Annotated in this window: 15 protein-coding genes; 12 read left to right on the top strand and 3 right to left on the bottom strand. The window is 68.3% G+C overall.

Annotated features, from left to right (window positions below; all coding sequences use genetic code 11):
• The first annotated feature begins 7 nt into the window (after positions 1-7).
• The 4 genes from cysT (at position 8) to IB227_RS05320 (ending at position 3,705) form a co-directional block, all read left to right on the top strand.
• Positions 8-844, top strand: a complete 837-nt coding sequence (gene cysT, locus IB227_RS05335) for a sulfate ABC transporter permease subunit CysT (RefSeq protein ID WP_263863705.1) — start codon at positions 8-10, stop codon at positions 842-844.
• Positions 841-1,782 carry a sulfate ABC transporter permease subunit CysW gene (gene cysW, locus IB227_RS05330; protein WP_192286570.1) on the top strand — a complete coding sequence of 314 codons (942 nt, stop codon included), beginning with the start codon at positions 841-843 and terminating at the stop codon, positions 1,780-1,782. The genes cysT and cysW overlap by 4 nt, the downstream gene beginning before the upstream one ends.
• 9 nt (positions 1,783-1,791) lie before the next feature.
• Entirely contained in the window at positions 1,792-2,835 is a 1,044-nt protein-coding gene (locus tag IB227_RS05325) for a sulfate/molybdate ABC transporter ATP-binding protein (protein ID WP_192286569.1), read from the top strand.
• A 117-nt stretch (positions 2,836-2,952) separates the two neighbouring features.
• Positions 2,953-3,705 carry a TorF family putative porin gene (locus IB227_RS05320; protein WP_192286568.1) on the top strand — a complete coding sequence of 251 codons (753 nt, stop codon included), beginning with the start codon at positions 2,953-2,955 and terminating at the stop codon, positions 3,703-3,705.
• Between the two features lie 223 nt (positions 3,706-3,928).
• On the opposite strand, the gene tdh is transcribed toward IB227_RS05320, so the two are convergent.
• Positions 3,929-4,963, bottom strand: a complete 1,035-nt coding sequence (gene tdh / locus IB227_RS05315; RefSeq protein WP_165931098.1) for an L-threonine 3-dehydrogenase — start codon at positions 4,961-4,963, stop codon at positions 3,929-3,931.
• Positions 4,964-5,099: 136 nt separating this feature from the next.
• On the opposite strand from tdh, the gene IB227_RS05310 reads away from it, so the two are divergent.
• Positions 5,100-7,265 (top strand): S46 family peptidase, encoded by a 2,166-nt coding sequence (locus IB227_RS05310; RefSeq protein WP_192286567.1) that lies wholly within the window; start codon positions 5,100-5,102, stop codon positions 7,263-7,265.
• A gap of 94 nt (positions 7,266-7,359) precedes the next feature.
• Here IB227_RS05310 and IB227_RS05305 read toward each other — a convergent pair whose 3' ends face one another.
• Positions 7,360-8,217, bottom strand: a complete 858-nt coding sequence (locus tag IB227_RS05305) for a type II toxin-antitoxin system RelE/ParE family toxin (protein ID WP_192286566.1) — start codon at positions 8,215-8,217, stop codon at positions 7,360-7,362.
• Positions 8,218-8,475: 258 nt separating this feature from the next.
• Between IB227_RS05305 and IB227_RS05300 the strand changes: the two genes are divergently transcribed.
• The 7 genes from IB227_RS05300 to IB227_RS05270 all read left to right on the top strand — a co-directional run bounded on the left by IB227_RS05300 (position 8,476) and on the right by IB227_RS05270 (position 15,622).
• Positions 8,476-9,120 (top strand): histidine phosphatase family protein, encoded by a 645-nt coding sequence (locus IB227_RS05300; protein WP_192286565.1) that lies wholly within the window; start codon positions 8,476-8,478, stop codon positions 9,118-9,120.
• Between the two features lie 330 nt (positions 9,121-9,450).
• Positions 9,451-10,725 carry a bifunctional tetrahydrofolate synthase/dihydrofolate synthase gene (folC, locus tag IB227_RS05295; protein ID WP_192286564.1) on the top strand — a complete coding sequence of 425 codons (1,275 nt, stop codon included), beginning with the start codon at positions 9,451-9,453 and terminating at the stop codon, positions 10,723-10,725.
• A gap of 66 nt (positions 10,726-10,791) precedes the next feature.
• On the top strand, positions 10,792-11,793 hold the full coding sequence (locus tag IB227_RS05290) for an SPOR domain-containing protein (RefSeq protein ID WP_192286563.1): 1,002 nt from the start codon (positions 10,792-10,794) through the stop codon (positions 11,791-11,793).
• Positions 11,794-11,850: 57 nt separating this feature from the next.
• Entirely contained in the window at positions 11,851-12,564 is a 714-nt protein-coding gene (locus tag IB227_RS05285) for a CvpA family protein (RefSeq protein ID WP_132862550.1), read from the top strand.
• Positions 12,565-12,597: 33 nt separating this feature from the next.
• Positions 12,598-14,064, top strand: coding sequence for an amidophosphoribosyltransferase (purF, locus tag IB227_RS05280; RefSeq protein WP_132862551.1), 1,467 nt, complete (start codon positions 12,598-12,600; stop codon positions 14,062-14,064).
• Positions 14,065-14,139: 75 nt separating this feature from the next.
• Entirely contained in the window at positions 14,140-15,009 is an 870-nt protein-coding gene (locus IB227_RS05275; RefSeq protein WP_192286562.1) for a ferritin-like domain-containing protein, read from the top strand.
• Positions 15,010-15,187: 178 nt separating this feature from the next.
• Positions 15,188-15,622 carry a hypothetical protein gene (locus tag IB227_RS05270; protein ID WP_192286561.1) on the top strand — a complete coding sequence of 145 codons (435 nt, stop codon included), beginning with the start codon at positions 15,188-15,190 and terminating at the stop codon, positions 15,620-15,622.
• A 120-nt stretch (positions 15,623-15,742) separates the two neighbouring features.
• On the opposite strand, the gene lpxH is transcribed toward IB227_RS05270, so the two are convergent.
• The gene (gene lpxH / locus IB227_RS05265) at positions 15,743-16,492 is read right to left on the bottom strand and encodes a UDP-2,3-diacylglucosamine diphosphatase (RefSeq protein WP_192286560.1); all 750 of its coding nucleotides are present in this window, start codon (positions 16,490-16,492) and stop codon (positions 15,743-15,745) included.

The raw sequence follows: 16,492 nt of genomic DNA, 5'->3' as shown, positions 1-16,492 counted from the left end.
TGAAGCACTGCCGCCGCGCGTGCGGCACCCACGCCGGGTCCTGCCCGGCTTTGGCCTTGGGATGGGCGTGACGCTGTTCTGGCTGGGCCTGATCGTGCTGATCCCGTTGGCCGGCGTGTTCCTCAAGGCCTCCGGACTGGGGTTGGCCGGGATCTGGCAGATCTGGACCGAGCCGCGCGTGCTGGCCGCGCTGCGCCTGAGCTTCGGCACGGCCTTTGCCGCCGCTGCGTTCAACACGGTGATGGGGACATGGGTGGCGTGGGTGTTCGTGCGCTATTCGTTCCCGGGCCGGCGTGTGTTCGACGCGATGATCGACCTGCCTTTCGCATTGCCGACCGCGGTGGCCGGCATCGCCCTGACCGCGTTGTACGGCGGCCAGGGTTGGTTGGGCCAATGGCTGGAACCGCTGGGCCTGAAGATCGCCTACACGCCGCTGGGCATCGTCGTGGCGCTGGTGTTCGTCGGCCTGCCGTTCGTGGTGCGGATCGTGCAGCCGGTGCTGGCCGAGGCCGAGCGCGAGCTGGAAGAGGCGTCGGCGACCTTGGGCGCCTCGCGCCTGCAGACCATCACGCGGGTGGTGGTGCCGGCATTGTGGCCGGCGATGCTGACCGGCTTCGCGCTGGCCTTCGCACGCGGCGTGGGCGAGTACGGCTCGGTGATCTTCATCGCCGGCAACCTGCCCAACCGTACCGAGATCGCGCCGCTGCTGATCACCATCCGCCTGGAAGAGTTTGATTACGCCGGCGCCACCGCGATTGCCGGGGCGATGCTGCTGTTGTCCTTCGCGGTGCTGTTGCTGGTCAACAGCCTGCAGGCCTGGCTGCAACGGCGGGGCACGCGATGAACGAACAGGTCCTGGAGTTGCCGGTGCAGGTGGAGCAGGGTGAAAAGGTGCGTGCGCGGCAGCAGGTGACCAGCGAGCCGCGCGGGGTGCAGGTGCTGTTGATCCTCGGTGCGCTGGGGTTCCTGCTGTCGTTCCTGTTGTTGCCGCTGCTGCTGGTGTTCGTCGAAGCGCTGCGCGGGGGCGTGCAGGCGTTCTGGGTGGCGATCAGCGAACCGGACGCCCTGTCCGCGGTGAAGCTGACCTTGCTGGTCACCGCCATCGTGGTGCCGTTGAACCTGGTGTTCGGCGTGGCGGCGGCGTGGGTGGTCAGCAAGCACAGCTTCCCGGGCAAGCGTTGGCTGGTGACGTTGATCGACCTGCCGTTCTCGGTGTCGCCGGTGGTGGCGGGGCTGGTGTTCATCCTGCTGTTCGGGCGCGATGGCTGGTTCTGGCCGTTGATCGAGGACGGCCTGCGCCTGCACCTGCCGGTGCTGGGCGACACGCTGTTGCAGCTGCCACGCATCGTGTTCGCCATCCCCGGCATCGTGCTGGCCACGGTGTTCGTGACCTTCCCGTTCATTGCCCGCGAACTGATGCCGCTGATGGAGCAGCAGGGCAGCGACGAGGAATTGGCCGCGCTGACGCTCGGCGCCAACGCCTGGCAGATGTTCTGGAAGGTGACCCTGCCCAACATCCGCTGGGGCCTGCTGTACGGCGTGCTGTTGTGCAGCGCGCGGGCGATGGGTGAGTTCGGCGCGGTGTCGGTGGTGTCCGGCCACATCCGCGGGCGCACCAACACGCTGCCGCTGCACGTGGAGATCCTCTACAACGAGTACGCCTACAGCGCGGCATTTGCCTGCGCTTCGCTGCTGGCTGGCACCGCGTTGCTGACGCTGGTGCTGAAGTCTTTCCTGGAATGGCGCCACGGCCAATCGCTGTCCGCCGCGCACCGCCACTGAGGAGTCACGATGAACATCCGCATCCAACATCTGGGCAAGCGTTTCGGTGCGTTTCCGGCACTGGATGGCGTGAGCCTGGACATCCGCAGCGGCGAGCTGCTGGCGCTGCTGGGCCCGTCCGGCTCGGGCAAGACCACGCTGCTGCGCGCGATCGCCGGGCTGGAGCAACCCGAGCAGGGGCAGCTGCTGTTCGATGGCGAGGACGCCACCAACCTGAGCGTGCAGGCACGCCGGGCCGGCTTCGTGTTCCAGCACTACGCGCTGTTCAAGCACCTGGACGTGCGCGGCAACATCGCCTTCGGGCTGGAGGTGCGGCGCGGTGCCGAGCGCTGGCCGAAGGCGCGCATCAACGCGCGGGTGGAGGAACTGCTGTCGCTGGTGCAGCTGGAAGGCTTGGGCGGGCGCTATCCGGCGCAGCTGTCCGGCGGCCAGCGCCAGCGCGTGGCCCTGGCCCGCGCGTTGGCCATCGAGCCGCGGGTGCTGCTGCTCGATGAGCCGTTCGGTGCGCTGGATGCGCAGGTACGGCGTGACCTGCGCCGTTGGCTGCGCGAGATCCATGACCGCACCGGCCTGACCACCGTGTTCGTCACCCACGACCAGGAAGAAGCACTGGAGCTGGCCGACCGCGTGGCGATCCTCAACCGGGGCCGCATCGAGCAGGTCGGTACGCCCGGCGAGGTCTACGACCGGCCGGCGTCGCCGTTCGTGTATGGCTTCGTCGGCGAGGCCAACCGCTTGCCGGCGCGGTTGCAGGGGCCGGTGCTGGAGGTGGCGGGCGCGCGGTGGCCGCGGACGGCGGTGCTGCCGGATGCCGAGGCGCTGGAGGTCTTCGTGCGGCCGGAGGATCTGGTGGTGGACGCCGAAGGCGACTGGCCCGCCACGGTCGGCTCGGTGCAGCGCAGCGGGCCGCGGCAACGGCTGCGGGCGCAGCTGCAGGGAAGCGCGGCGGACGTGGAGGTCGAACTGCCGCCCGGCAGCCCGGCCTATGCCTCCGGGCAGGCCATCCGGTTGGCGGCGCGCCGCTACGGTGTGTTCGCCGCCGAAAGCGGCTGAACAGGGCAGGGGCGTGTGCGTGGGGGCGATGGATGTTGCATCGCAATATCATTGTGGTTAAAAATTCGTGAACCGGCGCTGCCGCCGGCCGACGCCCCCCACTGCCTGGAGATCCGCATGATGCACAGCAAGCGCCTTGTCGCCGTAGCCTGCGCCGCCCTGTTGTCCGTTCCGTTCGCCGTCTGCGCCCAGGAGAGCGAGGAGTCGAGCTCCCCGTTCAGCCTTACCTACGGGGTGACCACCGACTACGTGTTCCGTGGCGTGTCGCAGAGCGACAACAGCGCTGCCTTCCAGGCCGGTGCCACCTACACCGCTCCGTTCGGCCTGTATGCCGGCGTGTGGGGCTCCAACGTCGATTTCGGCGAAGGCGGCCCGAACTTCGAAGTCGACTACACCGTCGGCTGGAACAAGGACCTGTCCGACAGCTGGAACCTGGACCTGGGCGTGAACCGCTACACCTACGTCGGTTCGTCTTCCGGCTACGGCAACATCGACTACAACGAATACCTGGCCAAGGTGACCTGGAACGGCCCGGTGACCGTCAGCGGCCTGCTCGGCTATGCCGACGACTACAGCAACAGCGATGCCAAGCAGACCTACAGCGCCGTGGAAGCCAGCTATGACATCGGCGATACCGGCTTCTCGGTCGGCGCCTCGGTTGGCTACACCACCATCAAGGCCAAGGAAAACGAATGGCCGCGCCGCTCGGACTACTACGATGGTTCGGTGTCGGTCTCCAAGGGCTTTGGCCCGGCCACCGCCACCCTGGGCTATTACGACACCTTCGGTTCGGACGCGCCGGCGCTGCGCCGCGAGTCGGACACCTACAAGCCGGGCGTGGTGTTCACCGTGTCGGTGGACGTGCCCTGATCCTTGTTTGATGCGTAATGAAAAAGGCGCCGGAAGGCGCCTTTTTTATTTCATCGGTAGGAGCGGCCTTGGCCGCGAAGCATGACGTCCATGCCGCGACAGGCATGCCTGCCATCTGGCATCTGGAACACCATCTGCTTCGCGGCCAAGGCCGCTCCTGCGGGGCTGCTGCAGATGTACGAAAGGCGCCTTGCGGCGCCTTTCGTGTGCATCGCGCTGGCGATCAGTTCCAGCTCAGCACGACCTTGCCGGCCTTGCCCTGTTCCATCAGGTCGAAACCTTCCTGGAAGCGGTCCACCGGCAGCTGGTGGGTCATCACCTTGCCGAGCGGGAAGCCGGACAGCACCAGCTGGGTCATCTTGTACCAGGTCTCGTACATCTTGCGGCCGTAGATGCCCTGCACGGTCAGGCCCTTGAAGATGATCTTGTCCCAGTCGCAGCCGGCGCCCTTGGGCATGATGCCGAGCATGGCGATCTTGCCGCCGTGGTACATGCAGTCGAGCATGTCGTTGAACGCGCGCGGGTTGCCGCTCATTTCCAGGCCCACGTCGAAGCCCTCCATGTGCAGTTCCTTCATCACGTCCTTGAGCGACTGGTTGGCGACGTTGACCACGCGGGTGGCGCCCATGTCGGCGGCCAGCTTCAGGCGGAAATCATTGACGTCGGTGACCACCACGTTGCGTGCGCCGATGTGCTTGCAGATGCCGGCGGCGATGATGCCGATCGGGCCGGCACCGGTGATCAGCACGTCCTCGCCGATCACGTCGAATTCCAGCGCGCAGTGCGCGGCGTTGCCGTACGGGTCGAAGAAGGCGGCCAGCTCGGACGGGATCTGGTCCGGGATCGGCCACAGGTTGCTGGCCGGCATCACCATGTACTCGGCGAAGGCGCCGTTGACGTTGACGCCGATGCCGACGGTGTTCGGGCACAGGTGCGGGCGGCCGCCACGGCAGTTGCGGCAGTGGCCGCAGACGATGTGGCCCTCGGCCGAGACGCGCTGGCCGATTTCATAGCCGGTCACGCCCGGGCCGATTTCGGCAATGCGGCCGACGAATTCATGGCCGATGGTCAGGCCCGGCTTGATCGTGCGCTGGCTCCACTCGTCCCACAGGTAGATGTGCAGGTCGGTGCCGCAGATGGCGGTCTTCTCCAGCTTGATCAGCACTTCGTTCGGGCCGGGCGTGGGCACCGGCACCTCTTCCATCCAGATGCCCTTGGTCGCTTCGCGCTTCACCAGCGCCTTCATCGTCTGTGCCATTGCAGGAAAACCGCAGTGTGAAAAAGAGCCGCGATTATATGCCCGACGCCGTAACCGCCCCGTACTGACCGATGGCAGGGGAAGCTGGCGGTTCCAATCGTTACAATCGGCCGTTCCAACCTTTCGGAACTGCCTCATGCGCGTGAATTTGCTTGCGTTTTCCATCGTCGCCGGGCTGGGCATGGCCCAGGCCGCCCAGGCCGCTGAAGGCATGTGGGTGCCGCAGCAGTTGCCGGAGATCGCCGGCCCGCTCAAGCAGGCCGGCCTGAAGCTGGACCCGGAACAGCTGGCCAACCTGACCGGCGACCCGATGGGCGCCGTGGTCGCGCTGGGCGGCTGCACCGCCAGCTTCGTCTCGCCGCAGGGCCTGGTGGTCACCAACCACCACTGCGCCTACGGCTCGATCCAGCTGAATTCGACCGCCGAGAAGAACCTGATCAAGGACGGCTTCAACGCGCCGACCCAGCAGGACGAGCTGAGCGCCGGCCCGAACGCCCGCATCTACGTGCTCGATGACATCACCGACGTCACCGCCCAGGCCAAGGCTGCCATCGCCGGCGCCGGCCGCGACCCGCTCAAGCGCACCGAGGCGCTGGAAGCGCTGGAAAAGCGCCTGATCGCCGAGTGCGAAAGCGACGACGCCTACAGCTGCACCCTGTACAGCTTCTCCGGCGGCAACACCTACCGCCTGTTCAAGAACATGGAAATCAAGGACGTGCGCCTGGCCTATGCGCCCCCGGGCAGCGTCGGCAAGTTCGGTGGCGACATCGACAACTGGATGTGGCCGCGCCACACCGGTGACTTCTCGTTCTACCGCGCCTACGTCGGCAAGGACGGCAAGCCGGCCGCGTTCGCCGCCGACAACGTGCCGTACCAGCCCAAGCACTGGCTGAAGCTGGCCAACCAGCCGCTGGGCGAGGGTGACTTCGTGATGGTGGCCGGCTACCCGGGCCGCACCGACCGCTACGCGCTGGTCAGCGAGTTCGAGAACACCGCCAACTGGACCTACCCGAGCATCGCCAAGGCCTACAAGGAACAGATCGCGATGGTCGAGGCGGCCAGCAAGGACAACCCGGACATCGCGGTGAAGTACGCCGCCAGCATGGCCGGCTGGAACAACACCAGCAAGAACTACGACGGCCAGCTGGACGGCTTCAAGCGCAACAACGTGCTGGCGCACAAGCAGCGCGAGGAAGCGGCGGTGCTGGAATGGCTGCGCGGGCGCGGCGCCGCCGGCCAGCCGGCGGCCGATGCCTATGCCCAGCTGCAGGCACTGGGCCTGCAGTCGCGCGCCAACCAGGCCCGTGACCTCAACCTGGCCATGCTCAACCGCACCGGTACGCTGGGCACCGCCGTGCGCCTGTACCGCCTGGCCATCGAGAAGGCCAAGCCGGACGCGCAGCGCGAAGAGGGCTACCAGGAGCGTGACCTGCCGGCCATCGAAGGTGGCCTGAAGCAGATGGACCGCCGCTACGTGGCGGCGATGGACCGCCAGTTCCAGCAGTACTGGCTGCAGCAGTACGCGCAGTTGCCGGCCAACCAGCACCTGGCCGCATTCGATACGTGGATCGGTGGCACCGACGCCGCTGCGGTCAACGCGACCGTCGCGCGCCTGGACGGCTCCAAGCTGGGCAACCTGGACGAACGCCTGAAGTGGCTCAACGCCGACAAGGCCGCCTTCGAGGCCAGCACCGACCCGGCCATCCAGTACGCGGTGGCGGTGATGCCGGCGCTGCTGGAGATCGAGCACCAGCGCAAGGTGCGTACCGGTGAGGAGCTGGTGGCGCGTCCGCTGTTCCTGCAGGCGATCGCCGACTACAAGAAGAGCCAGGGCGAGTTCGTTTACCCGGACGCCAACCTGTCGCTGCGCATCACCTTCGGCAACGTGAAGGGTTACACCGGCCTGGATGGCAAGGTGCAGCCGTCCTTCACCAATGTCGAAGGCGTGGTCGCCAAGGAAACCGGTGCCGATCCGTTCGATTCGCCGAAGGCACTGATCGATGCGGTCAAGGCCAAACGTTACGGCGGCTTCGAGGATGCCCGCCTGGGCAGCGTGCCGGTGAACTTCCTGTCCGACCTGGACATCACCGGCGGCAACTCCGGCTCGCCGGTGCTCGACGCGCACGGTCGCCTGGTCGGCCTGGCCTTCGACGGCATCTGGGAATCGGTCGCCAGCAACTGGGTGTTCGACCCGGTGATGACCCGCATGATCTCGGTGGACGAGCGCTACATGCGCTGGATCATGCAGGAAGTGGCGCCGGCACCGCAGCTGCTGAAGGAAATGGACGAAGCGTCGAAGTAAGCGCGCGTCGGTTCGCTTGAATGGAGGCCCGTGCGGGAGACTGCCCGGGCCTTCTGCGTGTGGGGCGGCAGGGCTCCGGCCGCCGTCACCTGCCTCAGCGATACGGCCCGGGGCCACGCCACAGCAGTTCACCGTAGCGGTAGACGTACATCACGATGACGAAATCGCGCGCGTCGCCGATGTCCTTCAGCTCGGGTGAGCCGGCCGGCACCATGCGGCACTTGCTGGAGCCGCGGCGCAGGGCGACTTCGGCCGGGCAGACCATCAGGTAGGTGGTGCCGGGCAGCGGGATGGAGAGTTCCGTCTTGCCTTGTTCCATCCAGGTGCGCAGCTTGGTGTCGCTGATCAGGTCGTAGATGATCTGGTAGCCGCCCACTTCCATGGAGGGCTCGCCGCCGCTGCGGTCGACGCGGTTGCCGGTGCGGTTGCCCATGCCGCTGGAAACCCCGTCTTCCGGGACGGTGGGCTTCTCCACCCAGCCGGGCGGGCGCCCGGTCCAGGTCTGCGGACGGCGTTGCACGCTGTCCGAGGGAGCTTCCGCCGTCGCCGGGGTGGCCTCGGCCTGCGCCTGCACCGGTGCCTGCGTATTGTCCGGTTCCGGAGCGCTGGGCGGCTCGATGTAACGGGCCTCGGGCACCGGCTTGCGGTCCTCGCTGCGGCGCTGGGCCTGCGGCTTGGGCTGCGCGCGCGGGGTGGTGCTGGGCTTGGGCTGCGGCGGCTTCTGGGCCGGTCGCGGCGACGGCGGCGCTTCACCGACGAAATCGACCTTGACCCGCCCGCCACCGCCGGAAGCGCCTTGCGGCGAGGAAACCACCGGTGGATTGGAGTGCAGCAGGAGCACCAGCATCAGCAGGTGCAGTTGCAGGCTGATCAGCGCCGCGAACCAGCGATCGCGGCGTTCGTTGCGGAATTCAGCGGGGACGGGAGTCGAAGGTGGGGAAGGGCTGCTCATGCCGCGTCGGGGGCGTGGAGGGTGCTGGCCCTCATGCGACACCGTGGCACCGATAGGGAGCCGTTATCGTACGCGAGGAACAGGCGCGCGACTGTGTCACGCATGTTGTGGTCTGTTGCGGTGATGCGCCGGATCCGGGCGCCGCGGGGGATCCGTATCGAAGGAAACCGTGGGCGGCGTCACCGTCTGCTCGGGCTATGATGCGCCTCCCGCTGCCAGCACCGGGCGGGCCCCACACCCAAGAATGGAACTTGCTGCATGCGCATCCTGCTTGCCCGTCACGGCGAAACGCCGTGGAACGCCGAAGGCCGCTACCAGGGCCAGATCGACATTCCCCTTTCGCCGGTGGGCCAGGCCCAGGCCAAGGCCTTGGGCGAGCGCCTGGCGGATGTGCAGATCACCCGCGCCGTCGCCTCGCCGCTGAGCCGCGCGCAGAGCACGGCGAAGGCCGCGCTGGGCACCGCCCGCGCGGAGATGTTGCTGACCGAGCCGGACCTGCAGGAAATCGCCCATGGCGAGTGGGAAGGCCTGCTCGCCAGCGAGATCCACGACAAGGATCCGGCCCGCCTGCGCGCCTGGCGCGAGGAGCCGGATACCGTGCTGATGCCGGGCGGCGAATCGCTGCGCCAGGTGCTGGACCGCAGCTGGCGCGGCCTGGCCAAGGCCGCCGAAGACCTGGGCGAGGACGACACGTTGCTGGTCGTTGCCCATGACGCGGTCAACCGGGTGATCCTGTGCAAGGTGTTGGGCCTGCCGATCGCCAAGCTGTGGACCTTCCGCCAGGCCCCGACCACGCTCAACCTGCTCGAAGGCCCGGACGTGGAGCATCTGGAAGTGGTGCGCCTGAACGATTGCGCGCATCACACCCCGTTCTTCGGCGAAGCCAAGCACCGCGCGCTGTAAAGCCACGTCACCCTGATCCAGCCCGGCGCTGCTGCTCTGCCCCCTCCCTTTGCCGCGGGCAAGGGGAGGGCGGGGGAGGGGGCCTGGAGTGTCATCGGCCACAGCCCTGCCGAACGTGGCGAGGCACTGCTGCTCTTGCCCCCTCCCTTTGCCGCAGGCAAGGGGAGGGCGGGGATGGGGTGCTTTGGGTGTCATCGGCCATACCCGTGCCGAACGTGGTCCGCACGGCGGGATGGGGGCATCCGAAAGGCCGGCTGTATCATGGACGCCTTTCCCGCGCGCAACGCGCTGCCGGCCGTCGCGCCGGCCCATGATCCGAGAACGTCCCGCATGTCTTCCGCACGTCCCGCCACGCTTGGCCAGTGGCTCGCCCATATCGAACAGCAGCACCCGCAGTCCATCGCGATGGGGCTGGAGCGCGTGCGCGAGGTCGCCGCACGCATGCAGTTGGGGCAGCCAGGCAAGCGCAGCATCGTGGTCGGCGGGACCAACGGCAAGGGCTCGACCGTGGCCTTCATCGAATCCATCGCCCGAGCCGCCGGCTGGAAGGTGGGGGCCTACACCTCGCCGCACCTGCTGGCCTACAACGAGCGCGTGCGCATCGATGGCGCCGACGTTGACGATGCCACCCTGGTGGCGGGCTTCAACGCGGTCGAGGATGCCCGCGGCGACACCCCGCTGACCTATTTCGAATACGGCACCCTGTGCGCGCTGTGGGTGTTCGCGCAGGCGCAGCTGGATCTGGCCGTGCTGGAAGTCGGCCTGGGCGGGCGCCTGGATGCGGTGAACCTGATCGATGCCGATGTCTCGGTGATCACCACGGTGGACATCGACCACGCCGATTGGCTGGGCACCGACCGCGAGGCCATCGGTGAGGAAAAGGCCGGCATCCTCCGTGGCTGGAAGCCGGTGATCCTGGGAGAGATCGACCCACCCTCCAGCGTGCTGCGGCGTGCCTACGTGCTGGGCGCCAACGCGATCCGCTTCGGCAGCGACTTCTTCGCCGAGCCGATCGATGCCGAACGCTGGCGCTGGCGCGATGTCTCCTTCCGCATCGAACTGCCGCAGCCGGCACTGTGGGCACCGATCCAGCGCAACAACGCCGCCACCGCCATCGCCGCGCTGCGCGCGTTGGACAAGCCGGTGCCGCGCGCTGCCTGGGCACAGGGCGTGGCCGGGGCGGCCATCGATGGCCGCCTGCAGCGCTTCCAGCGCAAGGGCGTGGAAGTGCTGGTCGACGTCGGCCACAACCCGCAGGCCGCCGCCGCGCTGGCCGCGGCGTTGAAGTCGCAGCCGGGCGCTGGCCGTACCCTGGCGGTCTATGCCGCGCTGGCCGACAAGGATGCCGAGGGCGTGGTGCAGGCCCTGCAGGCGCAGGTCGATGGCTGGTTCCTGGCCGGGCTGGACGGCGCGCGTGGACAGAGTGCGGCGCAGTTGCAGCAGCGCCTGCAGCAGACCCCGGCAGCGTCGGCGTCCTTGTCCAAGGACGTGGCGACGGCCCTGAATGCGGCACTGGCACAGGCGGCCGAGGGCGACCGGGTGCTGTTGTTCGGTTCGTTCCACACCGTCGCCGACGCCCTCCCATTGCTTCGTTCAGCTGGCTGAGGCCGTGCGCCGGACGCCACGCATATAATCGCCGGGGCATTCCGCCACGCCGCTCGTAAGCCATCTGTGGATACTCCTCTGAAACAGCGACTGATTGGTGCCATCGTTCTGGTGGCTTTGGCCGTGATCTTCCTGCCCATGCTGGTCAAGGGGCCGGCACCGGACAGCGGTGTGCAGGATGTCCCGCTGCAGGCGCCCGAGGCCCCGGCCGCGGGCCAGTTCGAAACCCGTGAGCTGCCGCTGGTCGCACCGAGCGTACCGGCCGGCGGGGCACTGGGCATGCCGGCCACCGCCCCGGAAACCGCTACCGCCCAGGCGCCGGCCACGCAGCCGGCCAATGGCCTGCCCGCGGCCGTGGCGGCAGGCAACTACGCGGTCAATTTCGGTGCCTACGCCACCCAGGCCGATGCCGATGCGGTGATCGCGCACCTGAAGAAATCCAACCTGCCGGGCTTCAGCCAGGCCGACACCATCAACGGTCGCCCGGCATGGCGCGTGCGCATCGGGCCGTACGCCGACCGCGCCCAGGCCGAACTGGTGCGACTGGAAGCGGGCAAGGTCCGCAACGACGTCAATGCGCAGGTGGTGGTGCTCAATGCCGCGGCCGAGACCCCGGCGGCACCGAGCACCGCGACCGCGGCGCCTGCGCCGGCCCCGGTGCGCAGCGAGCCGCTGCCGGCCGAACCGGCACGCCCGGTGGCCGCCACGCCGCGTCCGGAGCCCAAGCCGGAAGCCCCCAAGCCGGCGGCCCCGAAACCTGAGGCCCCCAAGCCGGTGGCGACCACTCCGGCGCGTCCTGACGTGCGCACCCCGGCCGCCCCGGCCGCCAGCAACGTCGGTTTCGCGGTGCAGCTGGGCGCGTTCTCGCAGCCGACCGAGGCCAATGCGCTGCGTGACCGCGTGCGCGCGGCCGGCTTCAGCGCCTTCGTCGAGCAGGTGCGTACCGACAACGGCACGCTCAACCGCGTCCGGGTCGGGCCGGTGGCCAGCCGCGCCGAGGCCGACCAGCTCAAGGCCCAGGTGGCCGCCAAGGTCGGCATCCCGGGTATGGTCCGTCCGCATCCCTGATGCGAGCGATGACTGCCGTCCCGGCCCATACCGCGCCGGGACCGGACCGGGCCTGCCGTGATTGACCTGATCCTGCTGGCCGTGATCGCCCTGTCGGCCCTGATCGGGCTGATGCGCGGCCTGCTGGCGACCGTGCTGGGCGTGGTGTCCTGGGTTGTCTCGGGCTGGGCGGCGTTCCATTTCGGTGAACAGGTGGCGCGGGTGCTGTCCGGTGGCAGCCAGCCCACCGCCGGTGAGTACGCCGGCGGCTACGTGCTGGCCTTCGTCGGCGCGCTGCTGGCGCTGATGCTGCTGGGCATGGCGCTGCGCGGCCTGGTCGATTCCACGATCCTGCTGAAGTGGCCGGACCGCCTGCTGGGCTTCGGCCTGGGCGTGGTCCGCGGCGTGCTGCTGGCGGTCCTGGTGGTGCTGGTGCTGGGCTTCACCTCGATGCCCGGCAAGCCGGAATGGCAGCAATCGGTGTTGTTGCCGCCGCTGCAGCCGATGGTGGGCTGGCTGCGTGGAAAACTGCCGCAGCCGCCGGACCTGACTGAATTGCCGCACGACGTGCTGATGGACTTGGGCAAGTCGGTGCTGGCAGGCGATAATGCGCGACCGAACGAGACAGACGCGGGCAGCGGACAGCCGCCAGCCGGGCAGCCCGGCGCAGGTGGGTCCGTGGACCCGGCGGGGGCGTTGCCCTCCAACATCGATCCGGCGCAGGTGCGCCCGGGTCACCCCGACTCCACGCGGGACGGGGCACAGGGCCAGGCACGGCCACCTTCACGTTAACCGGGCGCCTGCGCCCAGCGGAGATCGCGCAACATGTGTGGCATCGTCGGAATCGTCGGCAACCAGAACGTCGCCGGGCAGCTTTATGACGGCCTGACCGTCCTCCAGCATCGCGGCCAGGATGCCGCGGGTATCGCCACCGCAAACGGCACCCGCCTGCGCGTGGAAAAGGGCAACGGCCTGGTCCGTGACGTGTTCGACGAGCGTCGCATGGGGCTGCTGCAGGGCCGCATCGGCATCGCCCACGTGCGCTATCCCACCGCCGGCTCGGAAGGCACCGACGAGGCGCAGCCGTTCTACGTCAACTCGCCGTACGGCATCGCGCTGGCGCACAACGGCAACCTGATCAACACCGAGGCACTGCGTCGCCAGGTGTTCGAGGCCGACCGCCGCAACATCAACACCGATTCGGACAGCGAAGTACTGCTGAACGTGTTCGCCTACGAGCTGGACGCGCAGCGCATGCTCACCCCGGAAGCGGCGATCCGCGCCGTGGCCGGCGTGCACCGTCGCTGCAAGGGCGGCTATGCGGTGGTCAGCGTGGTGCTGGGCCTGGGCCTGGTGGCCTTCCGCGACCCGCACGGCATCCGTCCGCTGGTGCTGGGCAAGCGTAGCCACGCCGAAGGCGACGAGTACGTGGTGGCCTCCGAGTCGGTGGCGCTGGACGTGCTCGGCTTCGAGCGCGTGCGCGACGTGGCCCCGGGCGAAGCGGTGGTCATCACCGAACGCGGTGAGCTGTTCACCGAGATCTGCGCGACCAACACGCAGCAGACCCCGTGCATCTTCGAGTACGTGTACTTCGCGCGCCCGGATTCGATGATCGACAATGTCTCGGTGCACAAGGCGCGCATGCGCATGGGCCAGAAGCTGGGCGAGAAGATCCTGCGCCTGCGCCCGGACCACGATATCGACACCATCATCCCGATCCCCGACACCTCGCGCGATGCGGCGCTGGAAATCTCCAACGTGCTCGGCGTGAAGTACCGCGAGGGCTTCGTCAAGAACCGTTACGTCGGCCGTACCTTCATCATGCCGGGCCAGGGCGAGCGGGTGAAGTCGGTGCGCCGCAAGCTCAACCCGATCCACCTGGAGTTCCGCAACCGCGTGGTGCTGCTGGTCGACGACTCCATCGTGCGTGGCACCACCAGCCAGCAGATCGTGCAGATGGCGCGCGACGCCGGTGCACGCAAGGTCTACCTGGCCAGCGCCGCACCGCCGGTGCGCCACCCCAACATCTACGGCATCGACATGCCGGCGGTGGAGGAACTGGTCGCCAACCAGCGCAGCGTCGAGCAGATCGAGCAGCACCTGGGCTGCGACTGGCTGGTCTACCAGGATCTGGAAGACCTGGAAGCGGCGGTGCGCGAAGGCAACCCGGAGCTGAAGGAGTTCGACTCCTCCTGCTTCAACGGCCACTACGTCACCGGCATCGAGCCGGGCTACTTCGAGCGCATCCAGCAGTTGCGTTCGGACGAAGCCAAGACGCTGCGCCGCGCCTGACCCGCTTGAGCCCCTCTCCCTGCGGGAGAGGGGTTGGGGAGAGGGCAGAACAGAAGCGGCACCATGCGAGCACCCATGAACCCGCAACAAGCACAGCCTGCAGTTGCAGGCACAACATTCCTGCCACCGCCCGAAGCTGCCGGTTTTTCACTGCTCGATGCCGCCTGCATCTGCTTGGCCGCCGCCGACCCGCTAGAGAAAGTCGCGCTCACCCAGCACTACGCCGCGCGTTTTCGCAGCGGCACCCTGAAGCTGCCCGCGCACGCCCCCGATCCCGAGCCGATCCGCATGCCGGGCCGTCCGTCGCAGCTGGTGCTGGTGCATCCGCGTGACCTGCCGCGCCGTGGCCTGGGCTCGGTGGAAGGGCGGGCGGCCTTCATCCATGCCATCGCCCACATCGAACTCAACGCCATCGACCTGGCCTGGGATGCGGTGTATCGCTTCCGCGGGCTGCCCGGCAGCTTCCACGCCGACTGGGTGAGCTGCGCCGATGACGAGTCGCGCCACTTCATGCTGCTGCGCGAGCGCCTGCTGGCGCATGGCCATGACTACGCCGATTTCCCCGCCCACAACGGGCTGTGGGAAATGTGCGAGAAGACCGCGCATGACGGCCTGGCGCGCATGGCCCTGGTGCCGCGCGTGCTTGAGGCGCGCGGCCTGGATGTCACCCCGGCGATGATCACCAAGCTGCGTTCGCTCGGCGACGAGGCCACCGCCGACGTGCTGGAAGTGATCCTGCGCGAGGAAGTGGCGCATGTCGCCGCCGGCTCGCGCTGGTACCGCTGGTACTGCGAGCGCGCCGGCGTCGAGCCACGCGCGCGCTTCAAGCAGTTGCTGCGCGAGTACGCCGGTGGCTACCTGCATGGCCCGTTCAACATCGAGGCCCGCCTGCTGGCCGGCTTCGACGAGGACGAGTTGGCCAACCTGGTCGAGCAGGCCGGCTGAGGCTGGCGTGCGGACGGGAGAGGGATCCGGTCACCCGCCGGGCGGGAGCATCGCCCGATGAAGCAGGATTTCAGCGCCCGTCCGATTGACGCCAGTCACGTGCCGTCACAGGCTGGGATGCGAAGGTAGCCACCTTCACCGCTGCCCACCAAGGAGAAAATGGATGAAGCAGGCATACATGGGACTCGTGCTTCTGGCCACGTTGGCCGCTTGCAGCCAGCCGGCGCCGCCGGTGGCTGAAACCCCCGCGCCAGCCCCGGCCCCGGTGGCAGAGCCGGTCGTCGCGGCAAGCACTGACTTCCCGCAGGTGCTGCAGGCATCGGGCACCGAGCCGTTCTGGGGCGTGCGCGTGGAAGGCGGCACGCTGGACTACACCACGCCGGAGACGCAGGACGCGCCGCGTCATTTCGAAGGTACGCGCAGCCTGGTCGACGGGCTGCTGCAGGTGCAGGGCGGCGAGGGCGACAACGCATTCCGCCTGACCATCGAACGGGCGACCTGTTCGGACGGCATGTCCGACCTCAGCCACCCGTTCACGGCTGAGTTCGTGCTGGGCAAGAACACCTTCAAAGGCTGCGCCCGCGATCCGGCCGTGCCGGTGGAAGCGCCCTGACGCCTGCTATCACGCCACCTGAGTGATGCTTTGCCCCCTCCCTTTGCCACGGGAAAGGGGAGGGGGGCTTTGGACGTGGGCGGCGACGCTCACGGCCAAGCAGAGCCCGGCGCTATCGCATCAGGGGGATGCGAACAACGCTTCCAGCCGGTAGCCGTCGGCATCCACGCGCAGCACCGAACCCTGTTCGTACCAATCGCCGAGCACGATGCGCGTGCAGGCGTGATCGCCGGCCTGCAGGGTGTGGATCGCAGGGCGGTGGGTGTGGCCATGGATCATCGTGTCCACGCCATAGCGCTGGAACGTGGCGGCCACTTCGGCCGGGGCCACGTCGGTCACGGTCTCGAACTGCGCGCGGTCGCCTTGCTTCATCTCCGACTGGCGCGCCTGGCTGGCCGCGCGCGCTTTCTGTGCGAAGGCGATGCGGGCTTCCAGCGGTTGCGACAGGAACTGCGCGATGAACGCCGGATCGCGGGTCTGTGCGCGGAAGGCCTGGTAGGCGACGTCGTCGGTGCAGAGCAGGTCGCCGTGCTGCAGCATCACCGGCTTGCCATACAACTCGATCACCGCCGGGTCCGGCAGGATGCGCATGCCGGCACGGGCCGCGTAGTCGTTGCCGACCAGGAAGTCGCGGTTGCCGCGGATGAAGTACACCGGCACGCCGGCATCACTGATCCCGCGCAGTGCCGTGGCCACCGCATCGGCGGCGGCCGAGGGCGTGTCATCGCCGATCCAGGCTTCGAACAGGTCGCCCAGGATGTACAGCGCCTCGGCCTGCCGGGCTTCATCGCGCAGGAAGGCCAGGAACAGTTCGGTGATGGCTGGACGGCTGGGGTCCAGGTGCAGATCGGAGATGAACAACGTGGTCAT

The sequence above is a fragment of the Stenotrophomonas sp. STM01 genome (genome assembly GCF_014852135.1).
GTDB classification, from domain to species: domain Bacteria; phylum Pseudomonadota; class Gammaproteobacteria; order Xanthomonadales; family Xanthomonadaceae; genus Stenotrophomonas; species Stenotrophomonas capsici.
This window is presented reverse-complemented; position numbering and strand designations above follow the sequence as displayed.

Bases quoted from the DNA above. Each gene is read 5' to 3' on its own strand.
- purF (WP_132862551.1), top strand. From the start codon at position 12,598: ATGTGTGGCATCGTCGGAATCGTCGGCAACCAGAACGTCGCCGGGCAG.
- IB227_RS05325 (WP_192286569.1), top strand. From the start codon at position 1,792: ATGAACATCCGCATCCAACATCTGGGCAAGCGTTTCGGTGCGTTTCCG.
- IB227_RS05275 (WP_192286562.1), top strand. From the start codon at position 14,140: ATGAACCCGCAACAAGCACAGCCTGCAGTTGCAGGCACAACATTCCTG.
- IB227_RS05310 (WP_192286567.1), top strand. From the start codon at position 5,100: ATGCGCGTGAATTTGCTTGCGTTTTCCATCGTCGCCGGGCTGGGCATG.
- IB227_RS05305 (WP_192286566.1), bottom strand. From the start codon at position 8,217: ATGAGCAGCCCTTCCCCACCTTCGACTCCCGTCCCCGCTGAATTCCGC.
- IB227_RS05320 (WP_192286568.1), top strand. From the start codon at position 2,953: ATGATGCACAGCAAGCGCCTTGTCGCCGTAGCCTGCGCCGCCCTGTTG.
- cysW (WP_192286570.1), top strand. From the start codon at position 841: ATGAACGAACAGGTCCTGGAGTTGCCGGTGCAGGTGGAGCAGGGTGAA.
- IB227_RS05300 (WP_192286565.1), top strand. From the start codon at position 8,476: ATGCGCATCCTGCTTGCCCGTCACGGCGAAACGCCGTGGAACGCCGAA.
- lpxH (WP_192286560.1), bottom strand. From the start codon at position 16,492: ATGACCACGTTGTTCATCTCCGATCTGCACCTGGACCCCAGCCGTCCA.
- IB227_RS05270 (WP_192286561.1), top strand. From the start codon at position 15,188: ATGGGACTCGTGCTTCTGGCCACGTTGGCCGCTTGCAGCCAGCCGGCG.
- tdh (WP_165931098.1), bottom strand. From the start codon at position 4,963: ATGGCACAGACGATGAAGGCGCTGGTGAAGCGCGAAGCGACCAAGGGC.
- folC (WP_192286564.1), top strand. From the start codon at position 9,451: ATGTCTTCCGCACGTCCCGCCACGCTTGGCCAGTGGCTCGCCCATATC.